The following is an 18,096-nucleotide window of genomic DNA, read 5'->3' as shown; positions in this document are numbered from 1 at the left end:
AATAAACTTTGTACTCTGGGGAATCTTTGCTATAATTCGCGGCTTCTCCGAGAGGGGAAAGTGATGCAGGAGAGGTGGATGAGTGGTTGAAGTCGCACGCCTGGAAAGCGTGTATAGGTTCATAGCCTATCGGGGGTTCGAATCCCCCTCTCTCCGCCAAGGATACAGCAAACAACAGCAAAGTTTGCCTAAAAGCCCCTAAGTAATCAACGACTTAGGGGCTTTTTTACGCCTGTAACGCCAAAGTTTGCCTATTGAACGCAAGCAAATGACTGGCGGGATTGATCCGGCCCTGGCCAAGCGCATCGATTTGGGTCAATTGTTGCTGTGGCGGGCGCAAAAAAGCCCGCTCGTGCGGGCTTGGTGGGCGTTGGTCAAGTAGACGTAAGTATCAATGGCCCGGCACGTACCCGGCGTTACAGCTGAAGGTCTCGTAGGTGTAATATGCGGTCTTGATTCCCCAGTGGAATCCTGCATGGCAGCCATTGCCTGCTTCGCCAACCAACTCTGTCATGGACGCATCCGAATAATATGCATACAGGCGCGCATTATTTGGTTCGGCGACGACTATGCTGGAATAGGCAAGTCCAGCCAAGCCCGCCGCAGCCGATACAGCCACCATCAGTTTTCTTATTCTCATTTCAATTTCCTTTGAAGTTGAATAGCAAATATCGATAAGTGACGTCCAATCGATTGTCTATGCTAACAAACAACAATGGCAAAAATACTATCGAATTCTCACCCCAAGCTGGCCAAGGCTTGCCCCAAGCTGAGTGCAAAGCCTCCTTTAAAAGACGGTGCCGGGTTTGACAGCTCGAATTACACGCGGCGGACAACCGCCACCGGGAATCAAGGCCGCTTCATCTGACCGATAACGCTGGCTACCTTGGTGGTAATCATATCGACCGCCGGGCCATTGGCGCCGTGCGGAATAATGATATCGGCGTTGCGCTTGGTCGGCTCGATGAACTGCTTGTGCATCGGGCGCACGGTTTCCAGATACTGGCCGATGACGCTTTCCACCGAGCGGCCGCGTTCGGTGATATCCCGTTGCATGCGGCGGATAAAGCGGATATCGGAAGCCGTGTCGACAAAGATCTTCAGCGACATCATGTCGCACAAATCCGCGTCATAGAGAGCAAACAGGCCTTCGATCACGATCACCGGGGCAGGCTTGACCGGAATGGTCCGGTCAGAGCGGTTGTGAAGCGTGAAGTCGTACTCAGGCATTTCGATCGCCTGGCCGTTGCGCAAGGCCTGGATATGCTGCACAAGCAACGACCATTCGAACGCCTGCGGATGGTCATAATTCTGCTGGGGACGGACTTCAGGGGGGAGATGGGTCTGGTCGCAGTAGTAGTCGTCCTGCATTACGACCGAAACCATGTCAGCGCCGAACGCAGCCAGCACCTTCTGGGACACAGTGGACTTGCCACTGCCGCTACCGCCTGCGACGCCAATAATAAACGGTTGGAAAGAAATCGTATTCATGCCGAATGATACCGGAACCGCGACCGAACTGACAGGGGAAGGCTACTCATATGCTTACTTCCCCGCGTTAAGTTGTCTATTTTGCGCCTTTAAGTTGATAACTTCGAAACCGCCGGTTGACGGCAGCTGATCTATTGCATCCGCCCGATCCGCTTTACTTAGCCCAACAGCGTGGTGATATGCCACATATCTGGCGCTGGTCTCGCCGTATCCCATTGTCGGGACAACTGCAATGATCTCGTGCTTACTCAGATATAGCCATTGCGGACGATTCTTTTCGGCGAAGTCGAGGCGCTCCGGCGTACTTGACCCGCGAGGGCTAGTAATCACAAATCCCTGCAGCGCATTGGCGGTGAATTCGCCCGAGGCGACCAGTGCGCGGATATTCTTACCGACGCATTGGGCGACGACGTCCGAGCCCCTGGACTGGTCTGGATCACCAAACACAGGGCGGCGCTTGCCGCCCTGTTGCAGGTAGTAGATATAGGTGTCAGCGATCTTTGAATCCCTGACAATCGCGAGAGGGGCGCCAACGTCGCATGCTTTGACCAGTTCGGCCGCGAACGAAGTGGAAGTGGTCAGTGCAAAAAGCAAGCAGATGGCTGGCCTCATTTGACCATATCCCTTAACACCTGCATGGAGTCGGGGTTGGCCGCCAGTTTGTCCGCTGCCGCCTTGATCTTGTTGTAGTAGAGCCCGTTTCTGATTCCTCGATAGTCTTTGTAGGCCTCTACGATGGGCGCTCTGGCGCCCGCTTCGGTATTTTTGTTGATGAGCGCTTGTAGGTACGCGGTGCCGGTTCGGATGTTGGTCGCTTCGTCTACAAACTCCGGACTGTCGTGAAAGGCATCTGCTTCGCGATACAGGTCGGCCTCCGGGCGGCGCTCGGTTCGCGGCTTTGAGAGATTGGTCAGGCGCGCCAGCTCGCGGACCGGGGCTTTCAGTAATTGCATGAGTCCTCTGGCGGAGCTGCCTTGTGCACGGGCGTCCTTGTCAAATCGTGACTCCATGTAGATCTGGCAAATGATGAGATCGCTGCTTAAAGAAGATTGATTGTTTGCCTCAACAAGCGCGCGGATTTCACGCAGTCTAGCCGAGTCGTCGATTTTAACTTCTTCGGACTTGGTATCGGATGTCGGAGTGAGCTTTGCGGCATGCGTTTGGACTGCATTTTCTGGTGTCATTTTATCGGTCCCAGGTTGGATTGATTGGCGTGACATCCAGTGCATAAGCCCGGAAGATGGCATGCTCGGCGTAGGACGCTGCTACCTTGGCGGTCTTTCCTGCGTGGTTCGTTCTGCCTTTCAGGGTCTGACCAGTCGCAAGCTCGATGGAATAGGGGTAGTCGGAAATAGGGGTGCCGGTTTTTTCATCGATGATTACAAAGTCAAGGTCATAGCCATCGGCACTGAGTGTGGCAGCCGAGGTTGATGAAAATGTCTGTGCCGCTTCGAGTGTAGACTGGGTAGTGGCGCTATCACTTTCCTCCACGATTTGGCAGCGCAAGGATTGATTGGCTATCAGTCGGGGGGAGGGAAGGCAGCCACAGAGACAAAGGTCCTTTTCCAGTGCTACTTGTTTTCCATTCCATGTCTCAGGAATGCGAGGGCCGATGCACAGGATCTTGCCCTGCGATTTGCAGGCGGGACAAAAGATCGAGTCATTTTCGAGAGCAATCGGAACGTCATTAATTCCTCCATTGCTGCTGGCCGATATCACCTTGCCGCCAGCGGTTGTTGATGCACCCAAGGTGATGGTATGACGTTTCATCTGGAGTCTCCTGGACGAGTTGGTGTGACCGTTGTATGGCGCGCGCCTGAGAGGTCAATTATTAATTGGATGGTCGGCGATGGCTTGCGAAAGCGCAGTAAACGCACTGAGCGACAGGTCTGGGAAACGACATCCAATGGGACTTTTTTATGCATTTATATAAGCGCCTATAATTGGTGCTACAATCGCCACATGAAACAAGGACTCGGAACCCAATTACGACATTTGATCGAACTGCTCGATGGAGCGGTTCAGCAAGCCTATACGGATGCTGGCCTCGATTACCGGCCGCGCTACACACCGGTGATGCGGGCGCTCGCGCAGCAGCAAAGCGCGACCGTCGGCCAGTTGGCCGAGCTGGCCGGCATCACGCAACCGGCGGCCACGCAGACAGTGGCGCTGATGAAGAAGGAGGGCCTGCTGCTGGTGGCAGCGGGCGACGAAGACGGCCGGCAGCGCGTGGTGCGCCTGAGCAGCAAGGGCGAGGCCTTGTTGCCGCAGCTGCAGGCGTGCTGGAAGGCGACCAAGCGCGCGGCCGACAGCCTGGATGCGGAGCTGGAGTTTCCTTTATCCGAGTGCCTGGCCCAAGCCATCGCGGTGCTTGAGCAGCGCTCCTTCGGCGACCGCATCCGCGCAGCAGACAAGAAACTACGACCTTAATGAAAGCGATTATGGAAACGACTCTGAACATGGCGGCGAACAAACCAAGCCTGGCATCGCGTTTGATGGCGAACCCGGTGGTTCGCATTGTGCTCGGGCTGGTACTGACCTTTGCCGTTGTTCCGCTGACGATGATCGTCGCCTCGCAGCTGGTTGCCAAGCCCTACCGCATCGCGTGGCCGCAACTGCTGGCTGCTGTGTTTGTGTGGTTCGGCTATCGCTTCTATGTACGGCGTATCGAGAAGCGGCAGCCGACCGAGCTGGCCACGCCGGGCATGGCGGGCGAAATGGGCTTGGGACTGTTGCTCGGCGCTGGCCTGGTCGTGTCCAGCTTCGCCGTGCTGGCGGTGCTGGGTGCTTACCGCTTCGATGGCGTCAATCCGCTGAGCCTCAAGATGCTGTTACCGTTGGCTGAGCTGGTGCTGGTCGGTATGGTGGAAGAGATGATGTTCCGTGGTGTGATATTCGGCGTGGTCGAGCGCTCGCTGGGGAGCAAGGCTGCCATCGTGATTTCTGCGTCGCTGTTCAGCCTGAGCCATCTTCCGAATGAAGGCATCTCGGTGCTGGCGATTGCTTCGCTTGCCGCGTATGGCGTGTTGCAAGCGGCGCTGTACATGAAGACGCGCCGCCTGTGGATCTGCATCGGCACTCACATCGCGTGGAACTACTGTGTCAGCACGGTGTTCTCGTCGACCGTGTCGGGTCATGTGGCGGCCGATGGCCTGTTGCGCGGCCAACTGGTGGGCGATGCGATGGTGACCGGTGGTGTATTCGGCGTGGAAGGTTCGCTGATTGTAGTATTGTTGATTGCCGGCGCTGCGGCGTTCTGCCTGCGCCGGGCTTTTGCCGGCAAGGCTTGAATCGCAGGGCCGCGGGTACTCATCAATCGGGAGTCGACCATGGTGGCGTCGTCGTTGGAAATACGTCAGATGAGCGAGGCTGAGCTCAATATCGCCTTGGACTGGGCGGCCATCGAAGGATGGAACCCCGGCCTGCATGATGCTGCGTGTTTTTATGCGGCAGACCCGGGTGGCTTTCTGATCGGCGTGCTGGATGGCGAGCCGATCGCGAGCATCTTTGCGGTCAAGTATGGCGATGGGTTCGGGTTCATTGGCGGCTATATCGTCAAGCCGGCTTGGCGCGGCCGTGGTCATGGCTGGGCGATGTGGCAGGCAGCGATGGCACGGCTGGCAGGGCGCAACGTGGGTCTTGACGGTGTGGTGGCGCAGCAGGCCAATTATGCCAAGTCGGGCTTTCGGCTTGCGCATCGCAATTTCCGGTATGAAGGGCGGGGCAGTGGACAGCCTTTGGATGCGAGCGACAACGTGCCGTTGTCGGCGCTGAGCGATGAAGAAATCTGCCGGTACGATCGCAGCTTTTTTCCGGAGGAGCGCGGCAGCTTCTTGCAGTGCTGGGTACGGCATCCGCACCATATTGGCATTGCCTCCGTGGGTGCGCAAGGGCTGGCCGGTTATGCGGTGGCGCGGCCTTGCCGCAACGGTTATAAGATCGGTCCGTTGTTTGCCGATACGCCCGATGTGGCGGAGCGGTTGTTTGACGGCTTGCTGGGCAAGCTAGGGCCAGAGCAGCCGGTGTTCCTCGATGTCCCTGAACTTAACCCTGCGGCCGTTGCGCTGGCCGAGCGTCATCAGATGCAGCGGTGCTTCGAGACGGCGCGCATGTACACGTGTGAACAGCCCGAGCTTCATATGGACAGACAGTATGGCATCACCAGTTTCGAGCTCGGTTGACGTTGCATTTACCTGCTCCGTTCGGCCCATTTGCTAAGCCTTGTGGCAAGTAAATAATAAATTACGCCCCACACGATGAGGCACACTGCCCATCCGGCTGCGCTTGGAAGGCAGATAAATTCATGGCAAGCGGAGAGATTTATTCCAATGGCTTCGAGGACCAGAGCTGGCAAGATAGCTGCCTCTTCAAGCAGGAGCCAGTCGAGTTGAAATGCCTTCCACGTAAGAAGTACGTGAACTGCGAGCAGTGAGATAAAGAGCATCCATTTGGGATATCGTGCTGCCGACGCATGCATGTTGTCCTCGTATATTTGCTTGGAAGAGTCTGGGGGAGTGGTCCTGACGTTTTAGCACCTTCGTGACGGATCCGCAAAGCGATCCTTTTCGGAGTTGATCTATTCGTAGGAAGGAAGCCGCTGGAGCAAAAAAAAGCCCGCCGAAGCGGGCTTTCCTATAACGCCGGAACCTGTGTTTAGAACTGGTTCATGGTGTTGTCTTTACCAGCGGCCTTCAGCGCCGCTTCGCCGCTGAAGTAATCCTTGTGATCGTCGCCGATGTCCGAGCCGGACATGTTCTGGTGCTTGACGCAGGCGATGCCTTGACGGATCTCCTTGCGCTGCACGCCAGCCACGTAACCCAGCATGCCTTGGTCGCCGAAGTATTCCTTGGCCAGGTTGTCGGTCGACAGCGCGGCGGTGTGGTAGGTCGGCAGCGTGATCAGGTGGTGGAAGATGCCGGCTTCGCGGGCCGCATCAGCCTGGAAGGTGCGGATCTTCTCGTCGGCGGCGATCGCCAGTTCGGACTGGTCGTATTCCACGCTCATCAGCTGGGCGCGCTCGTAGGCCGAGACGTCCTTGCCGGCAGCTTTCATCGCGTCGTACACCTGCTGGCGGAAGTTCAGCGTCCAGTTGAACGATGGGCTGTTGTTGTACACCAGCTTGGCGTTCGGGATGACCTTGCGGATTTCGCTGACCATGCCGCCGATCTGGGCGATATGCGGTTTTTCGGTTTCGATCCACAGCAGGTCGGCGCCGTTTTGCAGCGAGGTGATGCAGTCGAGCACGCAGCGCGCTTCGCCGGTGCCGGCGCGGAACTGGAACAGGTTGCTTGGCAGGCGCTTAGGACGCAGCAGCTTGCCGTCGCGCTTGATGATGACGTCGCCGTTGCCCAGCGCGTCGGCCGACACTTCTTCGCAGTCCAGGAAGGAGTTGTATTGGTCGCCCAGGTCGCCTGGCGCGTTGGTCACGGCGATCTGCTTGGTCAGGCCGGCGCCCAGCGAGTCGGTGCGGGCGACGATGATGCCGTCGTCCACGCCCAGTTCCAGGAAGGCGTAGCGGATGGCGCGGATCTTGGCCAGGAAGTCTTCGTGCGGCACGGTGACCTTGCCGTCCTGGTGGCCGCATTGCTTCTCGTCGGATACCTGGTTTTCGATCTGGATGCAGCAAGCACCGGCTTCAATGAATTGCTTGGCCAGCAGGTAGGTCGCTTCGGCGTTGCCGAAACCGGCGTCGATGTCGGCGATGATGGGCACGACGTGGGTGACGTGGTTGTCGATCTGCGACTGGATGGCTGCCTTGGCTGGGCCTTCGGCGGCGTCCAGCTGGCGGAACAGGCCGCCCAGTTCGCGGGCGTCGGCCTGGCGCAGGAAGGTGTACAGCTCTTTGATCAGTGCCGAGACGGCGGTTTTTTCGTGCATCGACTGGTCAGGCAGCGGGCCGAACTCGGAGCGCAGCGCGGCGACCATCCAGCCCGACAGGTAGAGGTAGCGGCGGTCGGTGCTGTTGAAGTGCTTCTTGATCGAGATCATTTTTTGCTGGCCGATGAAACCGTGCCAGCAACCCAGCGACTGGGTGTACTTGGACGAGTCGGCGTCGTAGGCGGCCATGTCGGCGCGCATGATCTTGGCGGTGTATTTGGCGATGTCCAGACCGGTCTTGAATTTGTTCTGGGCGCGCATGCGGGCGGCGGACTCAGGATTGATGGCGTTCCAGGCGCTGCCTTGTTGCTCTTTCAAACCAGCAACCGCCTTGATGTCGTCTTGATATTGGGACATGTGTATCTCCTAAAGAATAAAGCAAGTTTGAGAAAATCTTGAGTGCGCCGCTACGTCTTGTCGAAGCAAACTGCATGACTAAATAGTAGGCCATTCTGGTGCACTGCATCAAGGTCTTATATAAGACATATAACTAAAATTTATCCGTTTGTTTTCAATGGCTTGGGTTGTTTATTCCGTAATGCAAAATGATTTTTCAAAAAGTGGATGAAATACGGTGGCCGCGCCGTCAGCTGATTTTCACAATATGAAACGACTTTTCAGCTTCTGATGTATCGGGGAAAAACGTTACCCGAGGACAGCACGGGCAACTTTGCGCGCGCTCAGAGTCCGGCGCTGCGGGCGGACTAGAGTGAACGAAGGTTGACCCAGCCGTGGCCGACCGCACCCCAGCCACCCACCTGCGAGGAAGCCATGCCGGACGATGCCCTGAAAGCGCCTGCCGTTGACAACTCCAAGCTGCGCTTGAGCGCCGCAGCCAAGGCCCGCATACGCCGGTATGAAAATCCCAGGTACTTCTATTACGACGACGGTGGCAAACCCGGCCGGGGCAATTGCACCTGGGGCGTGGGGACGCTGGCGCACAAGGGGCCATGCAGCGTGGCCGAACTCAAGACCAAGGTGGACGCCACCCAGGTCGAGGCGGTGTTCGCCGCCAGGCTTGCCGATGCCGAGCGCGCCGTGCGCCGCGAGGTCACCAGCCGGGCGCTGAGCCAGAACCAGTTCGATGCGCTGGTCAGTTTTGTCTACAACGTCGGCGCCACCGGGGCCGGCAATGTGCTCTCGCTGGTCGACGATGGCGATTTCAAGGGCGCGGCGGCGGCCATTTCCCGGACCATCTACATGACCGTGCGGACCAGGCGCGGGGCGAAGAAGGTCATAGCCCACGGGCTCATCCCCCGGCGCGCGGAGGAGAGCGCGCCGTTCCGGCTGCCGGCGGACTGAGGCCATGCGAGGGGCCTGCTGGGCGTCGAGTTGCCGCCGCGCCGCCGGCCTGGGCGTGCTGGCGACGCTGCTGTGCTCGCTGTCCGCCGCCGCGACCGACAACGCCGACATCTACGGCCGATGGAGCCTCACCAGGTTGCTCGACTCGGCCGACATCGCCGCCATGCCGGAGCGCCAGGCGAGGGCGCTGGTCGGCACGCAGGTCGTCATCGCGCCGGACCGCTTCGTGATCGGCAGCCGGACCTGCAGGCATCCCAGCTACGAGCGCAGCCTCGACGACCTGCCCAGGTCGTTCCGCGAGCAGGGGCACGTGAGCTCGGCCAACATGGGCCTGCCCGATCCGGTGACGGCCATCGACGCCCGCTGCACACATATCTACCTGAAGGCGCCCGGCCGCATCGTGGTCCAGTGGGACGGCTACTACTACGACGCGGAGAAACTGAAGCCCATCGAAAAATGAATCTTTAGCAGGGACGTGCAACGACGCCGTCATATTCCCGGGCTATGATCTCCGGTCCGCCTACCTGAGAGCCATCCGATGACCATCAGCCGCCGCAAATTCCTCCGCTACGCCGCCGGCGCCAGCGCCACATCCATGTTCCCCGACCTGATCCAGCAGGCGCTGGCGGTCCCCGCCAACAACGCCACCGGCACGCTGGCCGATGTGCGGCACGTGGTCATCTTCATGCAGGAGAACCGCTCCTTCGACCATTACTTCGGCACCCTGTCCGGCGTGCGCGGCTTCGGCGATCCGCGCGCCATCGACCTGCCCGGCGGCCGTCCGGTCTGGTACCAGCCCGACAACGCGGGCGGCTATGTGCTGCCGTTCCACTTCGACGCCAAGAACACCAGCGCGCTGTCGGTCGGCACCAACCACTCGTGGAAGGGATCGCAGTCCACGTGGCAGGGCTGGGACGCGTGGGTCAAGCAAAAGACGCCGCAGACCATGGGCTACTTCGACCGCGGCGACCTGCCGTTCTACTATGCGCTGGCGGACGCCTTCACCATCTGCGACGCGTACCACTGCTCGGTGTTCGGCGCCACCGATCCCAACCGCATGTACTCGCTGACCGGCAGCAGCCAGGGATGGCTGGACTCCATGGGCGGCCTGTACAACGTCAGCCCGGCCGGCTATTACAACAACGATCCGGCGCTGGACAACATCAGCCCCAGCGTCACCGCCAGCGCGCCCACGTGGCGCACCTATGCCGAGGTGCTGGAGGCCAACCAGGTCAGCTGGAAGGTCTACCAGGAATGGGACAACTACGGCGACAACTACCTGGCTTACTTCCGCAACTTCCGCGTCAACGCCGACGGCAGCCGGCTCGACCCCAACTCGCCGCTGTACCGCAAGGCGCGCGCGCTGGCGCCCGGTTCCACCGCCGCCAACTCCACCGGCACCACCGGCGACTGGCTGGTCAATTCCTTCGCCGACGATGTGCGCAACAACCGCTTGCCGCAGGTGTCGTGGATCTGCTCACCGAACGACTACACCGAGCACGCGCCCAATTCCCCCAACGCCGGCGAGAACATCACCGCGCGCCTGCTGGCCGCGCTGGTGGCCAATCCCGAGGTCTGGTCCAAGACCGTGTTCCTGCTGATGTACGATGAAAACGACGGCTTCTTCGACCACGTGCCGTCCGACCTCGCGCCGCTCAATCCCGGCATGGGCCGGACCACGCTGGCCGACATCGGCACGTACGAAAGCTACCAGGGCGTGCCGATGGGCCTGGGCCCGCGCGTGCCGATGCTGGTGATCTCGCCGTGGAGCAAGGGCGGGCGCGTGTGCTCGCAACTGTTCGACCACACGTCCAAGCTGCGCTTTCTGGAGGAGTGGCTGGTGGCCGGCCTCGGCAAGGACCGCGCCAGCGTCCAGTGCGACCTGATCTCGCCGTGGCGCCGCGCCGTGTGCGGCGACCTCACGTCGGCCTTCGACTTCAGCGCGCCCAACAGCAACTGGCCGGCCAGCGTGCCGAAGACGGCCGCATACCAGCGCGTGTCCGGCAAGCCGTATCCGATGCCGCCGGCGGTGCAGAGCCTGCCGAGGCAGGAGGTCAACCCGGCCGGCCCGCGCGTGGCCTGCGCGCTGCCGTACGAGCTGGCGACGCAGGGCCGCGTGGCCAGCGCGCGCCAGTTCGAACTGAGCTTCGCCAACAGCGGCAAGGCCGGCGCGGCCTTCATCGTGTATTCCAGCCTGCGCGCGGATGGCCCGTGGTACTACACGGTCGAGGCCGGCAAGCGGATCGAGCATGAGGTGTGGAACTGGAACACCGGCAATTACGAACTGAGCGTGCGCGGCGCCAATGGCTACCTGCGCCAGTTCAAGGGCGCGTTCGGCGCCGCGCGGCAGGAGGTGCACACCAGCTACGACCGCAGCCAGGGCGGCATCGCGCTGGTGCTGTCGAACCAGGAAGGCTCGCATGCCTGTAGCTTCACCATCACCGACAATGCCTATGGCGCGCGGCCGGCCACCTACCGCGTGGCGGCCGGCGCCACTTTGTCGGTTCTGCGCAACCTGTCGGGCAGCTTCGGCTGGTACGACTTCAATGTTACTAGCGACGCCGATCCGCAATGGCTGCGCCGCGCGGCGGGCCATGTGGAAACAGGGCGCGCCAGTCGTACGGACCCGATGATAGGCGTTCGTCACGGCTAAGCTGTTCCGGTGCGCGGTCCCGCCGCGCGCCGGACATCATGTCAAATTGCAGCCACGCTGCCGGCATCGATAGATTGACCTGAGGAATGTGCTGGCGGACAATCTCCGTCAGCAGCAAGCAACTCGTACATAAAAAAGTTATACGTGGCATGGCGTCAAGCTTGAATTGACGGCAGCTTTTACTTTTTGATCAGGCAGTCGAGATGAGCGCGCACATTCCAACATCCTCCTCCAGCATACCGGTGCGCGCCCGAGCCATCTCTCATGACATAACGTTCCTACTAGGGAGAAATGATGTTTGCAAATATGAAGGTGGCGACCCGTCTGGGTCTGGGTTTTGGCGCCGTGCTGGTTTTGCTGCTGATCCTGGCGGTGGTGAGTACGATGCGCATGGCGGCCGTCAACGATGGCTTCCGGCGCATCATGGACGACCGCTACCCCAAGGTGGTGATGGCGAAAGATAATATCCGCTACACGATAGACAGCGGCCGCCAGCTGCGCAGCATGCTGCTTGCCACCAGCGACGAGGAGCGGGAAAAATTCCGGCGGCTGGTCGAGGCCGATCGCGGCAAGATCGCCGAGACGATGGAGAAGATCGACAAGCTGATCAGCAGCGAGAAGGGCCGCCAGCTGTTCAAGGACATCACCGTCAAGAGCGAGGTGATGACGGGCAAATACGATCAGCTGTACGCGCTGTCCAAGAGCGATCCGAAGAAGGCGATTGATTTCGTGAAGACCGATTTCGCGGAGGCCAACAACGCCTACGCGAATTCGTTGGAGGCGCTGTCCAAGCTGCAGGGCGACCTGATGGACACGGAAGCCCAGAAGGCCGATGAAACCTATCTGGAAACGCGCAAGGTGGTGATCCTGCTGTCGATCTTCGCCGTGCTGATCGGCGGCGTGATCGCGTGGCTGATCACGCGCGACCTGGTCAAGCGCCTCGGCGGCGAGCCGGTCTATGCGGCCAACCTGATGGAACGCATCTCCAAAGGCGACCTGAGTTGCGAAGTGGAGCTCAAGCGCGACGACCGCGGCAGCATGCTGTACGCCGTCAGTGAAATGATCGCCAAGCTGCGCCGGGTGGTCGAGGGCCAGCGCGCCCTGGTGCAGGCCGCCAACCGCGGCAACTTCGAGGTGCGCGTGGACCTGACCGGCATGGCCGGCTTCCAGCAGGAGATGGGCGAGAGCCTGAACCAGCTGGCCATCACCACCGGCGCCAGCATCGCCGACGTGGTGCGGGTGATGGGCGCGATGTCCGAGGGCGACCTGACCAAGACCATCGACAAACCCTACGAGGGCGCGTTCGGCGAGCTGAAGGAATACACCAACAACACGGTGGCCAAGCTGGCGCAGGTGGTCAGCGAAGTCAACAACAGCGCCGAGGGCCTGGCCGCCGCGTCCGAGGAAGTCAGCGCGACCTCGCAGTCGCTGGCGCAGGCGGCCAGCGAGCAGGCCTCCAGCGTGGAGGAGACCTCGGCCTCGGTCGAGCAGATGACCGCCTCGGTGGCGCAGAACACGGACAACGCCAAGGTCACCGACGCCATGGCCAGCCGCGCCGCCAACGAGGCCAGCGAGGGCGGCGACGCGGTGCGCTCGACGGTGGCGGCCATGAAGCAGATTGCCGCCAAGGTGCTGATCATCGACGACATCGCCTACCAGACCAACCTGCTGGCCTTGAACGCGGCCATCGAGGCGGCGCGCGCGGGCGAGCACGGCAAGGGCTTCGCGGTGGTGGCGGCGGAGGTGCGCAAGCTTGCCGAGCGCAGCCAGGTGGCGGCGCAGGAAATCGGCCAGGTGGCCAGCGGCAGCGTGGAGCTGGCCGAGCGGGCCGGGCAGATGCTGGGCGCGATGGTGCCCAACATTAAGAAGACCTCCGACCTGGTGCAGGAGATCACGGCCGCGTCGGAAGAGCAATCGTCCGGGCTGGCGCAGATCAATTCGGCGATCAGCCAGCTGAGCCAGACCACCCAGCAGAACGCGTCGGGCTCGGAGGAACTGGCGGCCACGGCCGAGCAGATGAGCAGCCAGGCCGAGGAGCTGCAACAGACCATGGGCTTCTTCATCCTGAGCGGCTCGGGCCCGCGTCCGGCGCGCAACCGGGACGCGGCCAACACCGGGCGCATGCGGCCGGCGGCGCTGCGCGCCATCAACGCCGAGGAGCCCGACGAATCGAAGTTCGTGCGTTACTGAGCCGCCATCAGCTCCTTCCCGCCGGCCCCGCCTTGAGCGAGGCCACGATATCCTGCGCCGCCGCTTCCGCCGCGGCGCAGGCGCTTTCAGCGTCGGCGAACTGCTGGACCGCCGCCACCCGGTGCTTGCGGCGGACATTCAAACGATGCATCGGTGTCCCCGACGGCGCGAACACCGCGACGTAGGCGCCCCACAGCTTGCAGCCCTCCAAGCGTTCCGCTGAAAACTCGATTTCAAAGTTGTCGATGTACTTGGTTGGCACGGCTCCCTCCCGATGACTGGCGATACCCGTCCAATGTACGCGCTCCGGGCCGGTAATGTCGCGCAGTTTCTGTAATCCGTTACAATCGGGACAATATCGACATATCGCCAACAATGACCCAATCCCCGAATGTGCGGCGCCGTTCCCTGATCGCCGCGTGCAGCGCCCACGCCATCCACGATGGCCTGACCGATGTGATCTACGTGCTGCTGCCCGTGTGGCAGGCGCAATTCGCGATCAGCCTGGCGATGGTGGGGCTGCTGCGCGGCGCCTACTCCGGCATGATGGCGGGCTTCCAATTGCTGGCCAGCCGCCTGGCGAAACGCTGGGGCCGCGAGCGCATGCTGATCGGCGGCACGGCGCTGGCCGGCATCGCATACTTGATCTCGGGCATGGCGGGCGGCCTGGCGGTGCTGCTCATTTCGCTGCTGCTCGGCGGCCTGGGCGCCAGCACCCAGCATCCGCTGGCCTCGTCCATCGTCACCGACACGCACGAGGCGGGCGGCGGCGTGAAGGAGGCGCTGGCGCAATACAACTTTGCCGGCGACATCGGCAAGACGCTGGTGCCCGGCGCGGTCGGCCTGCTGCTGGTGGTGGTGAGCTGGCAGGCCAGCGTGGTCCTGATCGGCTGCCTCGGCCTGGCGGCGGCGGTGCTGCTGTGGTGGCTGCTGCCGACCGCGGCGGAGTCGGCCCATCACCGGGCGCAGTCGGCCAGGGTGGTGGCCGGCAAGGGCTCGGCCAGCGGCCTGCGCGCGCTCATCCTGACCGGCATGCTCGACAGCGCGGTGCGCATGGGCTTCCTGACCTTCCTGCCATTCCTGTTGAAGAGCAAGGGCGCCGGCACCGCCGGCATCGGCCTGGCCTTGTCGCTGCTGTTTGTGGGCGGCGCCTTCGGCAAGCTCTCCTGCGGCTACCTGGGCGCGCGCATCGGCATGATGAAGACCGTGTGGACCACCGAGTCCGCCACGGCCTTGCTGATCCTGCTGTCGGTGTGGCTGCCGCTGACCGCCATGATGGCCATGTTGCCGCTGCTGGGGCTGGCGCTGAACGGCACCTCCTCGGTGTTGTACGGCACGGTGCCCGACCTGGCGGCGGCGGGCAAGCGCGAGCAGGCGTTTGCGCGCTTCTATACCGCCACCATCGGCGGCGGCGCGCTGGCGCCGGTGCTGTTCGGCCGGCTTGGCGACGTGGCCGGCGTCCCCAACGCATTGATGGCGCTGGCGGCCTTGCTGCTGCTGACGCTGCCTTTGTCGTACCGTGTGCAGCAGTCCCTGGAGGGCTGAAGCGCCGTGAATTTCATTGGCCCCGTTGGTGATTTTCGTAATTGCTCCACCTCCGGGTAACTTGCAGAATGTAGCGACAAAAATATAAGCGAGACCTTCCCCCATGACCCCTACCCACTGGCGCCTGGCGTTCTGCCTGGCCTTGGCATCGGCATCCGCCCGCGCGGCGCCGACGCACGACCTGAACGTCTATGCGGGCCGCCCGCAGCCCTCATGGCAGCTCACGCTGACCGGCCTGGACGTGAACATGAAGATCGACGGCGCCAGCGCCGTGATCCCGCCGTCGGCCGCGATACCGGCGAGCCACGTCAGCGCCAGCCAGGACGGCAAGGCGCTGACGCTGAACTTCAAGGAATCCTGGTATGCCGGCGTGCGGCTGGAGGGCGGCAAGCCGCTCGACCTGCGGCCGTATCTGGCGCATGGCGTGCTGGCGCTGGATGTCAAGGTCACGGACATGGAGGAGGGCGGCCTGGGCATCGCGGTCGGCTGCGGCGACAAATGCCAGCGCAACGTGCCCTTCATGATGCCGGCGCGCGCCATCGCCGGCAAGGGCTGGCAGCACGTGGTGCTAGCGATGAGCTGCTTTGTGCACGACGGCGACGACTTCAGCGCCGTCACCCAGCCCTTCGTGCTCAACGCGAACGGCAGCGGCGTGGTCTCGGTGGCCAACATCCGCTACCAGGCCAGCGGCAAGCCCAACACCAGCTGCCCGGATTACCGCACCGTGGCGGTCACGCCGGACAAGTTGAACGAACCCTGGTCGATCAAGTGGTGGACGGCGCGCCACGAGAAGAAGCTGGCCGAGGCGCAGGCGGTGGGCAAGTCGGCCGAGGTCGTGTTCATCGGCGACTCGATCACCGAGGGCTGGGAGAAGAGCGGGGCGCCGGTCTGGGAGCGCAACTACAAGCCGATGAACGGCCTGGCGCTGGGCTTCAGTGGCGACCGCACCGAGAACGTGCTGTGGCGCCTGCTGCACGGCGAGGTGGACGGCCTCGCGCCCAAGGTCGCGGTGCTGATGTTCGGGACCAATAACACCGGCCACCGCCACGAGGATCCGAAGCTGACCGCCGCCGGCATCCGGCGCGATATCGACGAGCTGCGCCACCGCCTGCCGGACACCAAGATCCTGCTGCTGGCGATCTTCCCGCGCGGCGAGAAGCCGGACGACGAGCTGCGCCAGCTGAACGAGCAGGTCAACGGCATCATCGCCGGCTTTGCCGACAACCAGCACATCTACTTCCTCAACATCAACCAGGCCTTCCTGGCGCCGGACGGCACGCTGTCCAAGGACATCATGCCCGACCTGCTGCACCCGAACGAGAAGGGCTACGAGATCTGGGCCAAGGCCATGGCGCCGACGCTCAAGCGGCTGATGAGCGGCGACGCCTACGCGTGGGACAACGTCGCCATCGGCGGCAGCGGTTATGTCTCCGGCATCGTCGCCAGCAAGGCCGAGAAGGGCCTGGTCTACGTGCGCACCGATGTCGGCGGCGCCTACCGCTGGGATGGCGCAGCGCAGCGCTGGATCCCGTTGCTGGACTGGGTGTCCGACAAGGATACCGGCTTGCTGGGCGTGGAGTCGATCGCCATCGATCCGGGCGCGCCGTCCAAGGTGTACCTGTCCACCGGCATCGCCTACCTGAACGGCGGCGCCAGCGCGATCCTCAAATCCAGCGACTACGGCAAGAGCTTCACCAGGATCGACGTGACCAGCCAGTTCAAGGTCCACGGCAACGGCCTGGGCCGCGGCACCGGCGAGCGGCTGCAGGTGGACCCGGCCAACGGCAAGATCCTCTACATCGGCACGCGCGCCGACGGCATGTTCAAAAGCGCCGACGAAGGCCTGAGCTGGCAGCACCTGGACGGCCTGCCGGTGGCGGCCACGCCCAACCGCAACGGCGTGGGCTTCGTGCTGCTGGACCCGGCCAGCGCGGCCGGCGGCGCCACGCAGCGCATCTTCGCCGGCGTGTCGCGCTACGGCTCGGTGGGCGCGAACATGTATATGTCCAACGACGGCGGCAAGACCTTCGCGGCGATGAATGGCGGCCCGTCCGACCTGATCCCGCAGCGCGCGGTGCTGGCCAAGGGCAGCCTGGTGGTGGTCTACGCCAATGGCGTGGGCCCGCACGGCGACAAGCACGGCGAGGACATGGACCGGGGCCAGGTGTGGAAGTACGATATCGCCGCCGCCAAGTGGAGCAATATCTCGCCGCCGCTGAACCGCGCGTACGCCGGCATCACGGTCGATCCAGGCAACGAGGACCGCATGCTCGTCTCCACCACCAACTACTACCGCCAGCCCCACGCGATGGGCGACCAGTTCTTTGAAACGCTGGACGGCGGCAAGACCTGGAAGAGCGTGGTCGACCAGGGCGTGCGCATCGATCCCAACGGCGTGAGCTGGATCGCGGGCAGTTTCATGCACTGGGCCACCAGCATCGAGTTCGATCCCTTCGACACGCGCACGGTGATGGTCGTCTCCGGCAACGGCATCTTCAAGACGAGCGACATCCACGCCACGCCGGCGGTCTGGAAGTTCGAGGACAAGGGCCTGGAGGAATCGGTGCCGCTGGATATGGTCAGCATTCCCGGCGGCCCGGCCATTTCCGCCATCGGCGACTATGACGGCTTCCGCCACACCGACGTCACCCGGTACGCGCCGATCCACACGCCGACCATGGGCACCACCTGGGGGCTGGACTACGCGGCCGCCAATCCCAACGTGGTGGCGCGCGTCGGCAGCGCGATGTACGTGTCGCGCGACATGGGCGTGAGCTGGAAGAAGACCGCCACCCTGCAGGGCAAGCAGGGCCGACTGGCCCTGAGCGCGGACGGCAAGGTGATCGTGCACAGCCCGGAAAAATCCGCCACCAGCTACTATTCGGCCGACGGCGGCGACAGCTGGCGCGTGGCCCGGGGCCTGGACGGCGCGCGGCCGGTGGCCGACCCGGTCAACCCCCGCAAGTTCTACGCCCTGAGCGGCGCCGCGCTGCTGGTCAGCACCGACGCCGGCGCCAGCTTCGCGCCGGCCGGCCGCC

16 protein-coding genes and 1 tRNA gene are annotated in these 18,096 nt (G+C 62.6%); 10 read left to right on the top strand and 7 right to left on the bottom strand.

Annotated elements, in window-relative coordinates; all coding sequences use genetic code 11:
* The first annotated feature begins 68 nt into the window (after positions 1 to 68).
* Positions 69 to 159: transfer RNA gene (locus GTP90_RS24555), tRNA-Ser, on the top strand.
* Between the two features lie 232 nt (positions 160 to 391).
* Here GTP90_RS24555 and GTP90_RS24550 read toward each other — a convergent pair.
* The 5 genes from GTP90_RS24550 to GTP90_RS24530 form a co-directional block, all read right to left on the bottom strand.
* The gene (locus tag GTP90_RS24550; RefSeq protein ID WP_161085992.1) at positions 392 to 640 is read right to left on the bottom strand and encodes a DUF6289 family protein; all 249 of its coding nucleotides are present in this window, start codon (positions 638 to 640) and stop codon (positions 392 to 394) included.
* Positions 641 to 849: 209 nt separating this feature from the next.
* Positions 850 to 1,491: a uridine kinase gene (udk, locus tag GTP90_RS24545; RefSeq protein WP_161085991.1), complete on the bottom strand. Its 642-nt coding sequence runs from the start codon at positions 1,489 to 1,491 to the stop codon at positions 850 to 852.
* 54 nt (positions 1,492 to 1,545) lie between these two features.
* On the bottom strand, positions 1,546 to 2,103 hold the full coding sequence (locus GTP90_RS24540; protein ID WP_161085990.1) for a hypothetical protein: 558 nt from the start codon (positions 2,101 to 2,103) through the stop codon (positions 1,546 to 1,548).
* A complete protein-coding gene (locus tag GTP90_RS24535) occupies positions 2,100 to 2,675 on the bottom strand; it encodes a transglycosylase SLT domain-containing protein (RefSeq protein WP_161085989.1) in 576 nt (191 codons plus the stop codon). Before GTP90_RS24535 ends, GTP90_RS24540 begins: the two co-directional genes overlap by 4 nt.
* A gap of 1 nt (position 2,676) precedes the next feature.
* Positions 2,677 to 3,261: a PAAR domain-containing protein gene (locus GTP90_RS24530; protein WP_161085988.1), complete on the bottom strand. Its 585-nt coding sequence runs from the start codon at positions 3,259 to 3,261 to the stop codon at positions 2,677 to 2,679.
* A gap of 192 nt (positions 3,262 to 3,453) precedes the next feature.
* Here GTP90_RS24530 and GTP90_RS24525 point away from each other — a divergent pair, with 192 nt between their 5' ends.
* The 3 genes from GTP90_RS24525 to GTP90_RS24515 are packed head-to-tail and all read left to right on the top strand — an operon-like array spanning position 3,454 to position 5,672.
* Complete coding sequence (locus tag GTP90_RS24525) at positions 3,454 to 3,921, top strand: MarR family winged helix-turn-helix transcriptional regulator (RefSeq protein WP_161085987.1); 468 nt, start codon at positions 3,454 to 3,456, stop codon at positions 3,919 to 3,921.
* Positions 3,922 to 3,932: 11 nt separating this feature from the next.
* Positions 3,933 to 4,781: a CPBP family intramembrane glutamic endopeptidase gene (locus GTP90_RS24520; RefSeq protein ID WP_254452025.1), complete on the top strand. Its 849-nt coding sequence runs from the start codon at positions 3,933 to 3,935 to the stop codon at positions 4,779 to 4,781.
* 39 nt (positions 4,782 to 4,820) lie between these two features.
* Positions 4,821 to 5,672 (top strand): GNAT family N-acetyltransferase, encoded by an 852-nt coding sequence (locus GTP90_RS24515; RefSeq protein ID WP_175048217.1) that lies wholly within the window; start codon positions 4,821 to 4,823, stop codon positions 5,670 to 5,672.
* A gap of 472 nt (positions 5,673 to 6,144) precedes the next feature.
* Here GTP90_RS24515 and GTP90_RS24510 read toward each other — a convergent pair whose 3' ends face one another.
* Positions 6,145 to 7,725 carry an isocitrate lyase gene (locus GTP90_RS24510; protein WP_161085986.1) on the bottom strand — a complete coding sequence of 527 codons (1,581 nt, stop codon included), beginning with the start codon at positions 7,723 to 7,725 and terminating at the stop codon, positions 6,145 to 6,147.
* A 414-nt stretch (positions 7,726 to 8,139) separates the two neighbouring features.
* Between GTP90_RS24510 and GTP90_RS24505 the strand changes: the two genes are divergently transcribed.
* From GTP90_RS24505 to GTP90_RS24490, 4 genes are all read left to right on the top strand, one after another.
* On the top strand, positions 8,140 to 8,670 hold the full coding sequence (locus GTP90_RS24505) for a lysozyme (protein ID WP_161085985.1): 531 nt from the start codon (positions 8,140 to 8,142) through the stop codon (positions 8,668 to 8,670).
* A 4-nt stretch (positions 8,671 to 8,674) separates the two neighbouring features.
* Positions 8,675 to 9,130, top strand: coding sequence for a hypothetical protein (locus GTP90_RS24500; RefSeq protein ID WP_161085984.1), 456 nt, complete (start codon positions 8,675 to 8,677; stop codon positions 9,128 to 9,130).
* A gap of 78 nt (positions 9,131 to 9,208) precedes the next feature.
* Positions 9,209 to 11,323, top strand: coding sequence for a phosphocholine-specific phospholipase C (locus GTP90_RS24495; RefSeq protein ID WP_161085983.1), 2,115 nt, complete (start codon positions 9,209 to 9,211; stop codon positions 11,321 to 11,323).
* 294 nt (positions 11,324 to 11,617) lie between these two features.
* Positions 11,618 to 13,513, top strand: coding sequence for a methyl-accepting chemotaxis protein (locus tag GTP90_RS24490; RefSeq protein ID WP_254452027.1), 1,896 nt, complete (start codon positions 11,618 to 11,620; stop codon positions 13,511 to 13,513).
* 7 nt (positions 13,514 to 13,520) lie between these two features.
* On the opposite strand, the gene GTP90_RS24485 is transcribed toward GTP90_RS24490, so the two are convergent.
* On the bottom strand, positions 13,521 to 13,775 hold the full coding sequence (locus tag GTP90_RS24485) for a hypothetical protein (RefSeq protein WP_161085982.1): 255 nt from the start codon (positions 13,773 to 13,775) through the stop codon (positions 13,521 to 13,523).
* A 113-nt stretch (positions 13,776 to 13,888) separates the two neighbouring features.
* On the opposite strand from GTP90_RS24485, the gene GTP90_RS24480 reads away from it, so the two are divergent.
* On the top strand, positions 13,889 to 15,058 hold the full coding sequence (locus GTP90_RS24480; protein ID WP_161085981.1) for an MFS transporter: 1,170 nt from the start codon (positions 13,889 to 13,891) through the stop codon (positions 15,056 to 15,058).
* Between the two features lie 103 nt (positions 15,059 to 15,161).
* The coding region (locus GTP90_RS24475) for a GDSL-type esterase/lipase family protein (protein WP_161085980.1) at positions 15,162 to 18,096 on the top strand (2,935 nt) is incomplete at its 3' end.

The organism is Duganella vulcania, from assembly GCF_009857655.1.
Lineage (GTDB): Bacteria > Pseudomonadota > Gammaproteobacteria > Burkholderiales > Burkholderiaceae_D > Rugamonas > Rugamonas vulcania.
Note: the sequence above shows the minus strand (reverse complement) of the source record. Positions and strands in the feature narration are given on the sequence as shown.